Origin of the sequence: Corynebacterium sp. HMSC056E09 (genome assembly GCF_001813425.1) — a bacterium.
In the GTDB taxonomy this organism is placed as follows: Bacteria; Actinomycetota; Actinomycetes; order Mycobacteriales; family Mycobacteriaceae; genus Corynebacterium; species Corynebacterium hesseae.
In genome coordinates this window covers 1-217 of sequence record NZ_KV812519.1, presented here as the reverse complement: position 1 = coordinate 217, position 217 = coordinate 1, and the positions used below count along the sequence as shown (strand labels likewise).

Genomic DNA, 217 nt, shown 5'->3' with positions numbered 1-217 from the left:
GAGGCCTTTCCGTTCGACTTGCATGTGTTAAGCACGCCGCCAGCGTTCGTCCTGAGCCAGGATCAAACTCTCCACAAAAAAGGCCGTGAAAAGCCCAAACCTAGACAAAAAGACAAACCACAACAAACAACACCACAAAAAGCAGTGTCACCTGAACTGGCAAATCCAAAAATTACATAAAGAAAAAATCTCGAAACCAACCCCCAACCCGACGGGG

Annotated in this window: 1 rRNA gene; it reads right to left on the bottom strand. The window is 47.5% G+C overall.

What is annotated here, in order from left to right:
- Positions 1-78 (bottom strand): 16S ribosomal RNA (locus tag HMPREF2912_RS11320); the annotation flags it as partial.
- Positions 79-217: the final 139 nt, after the last annotated feature.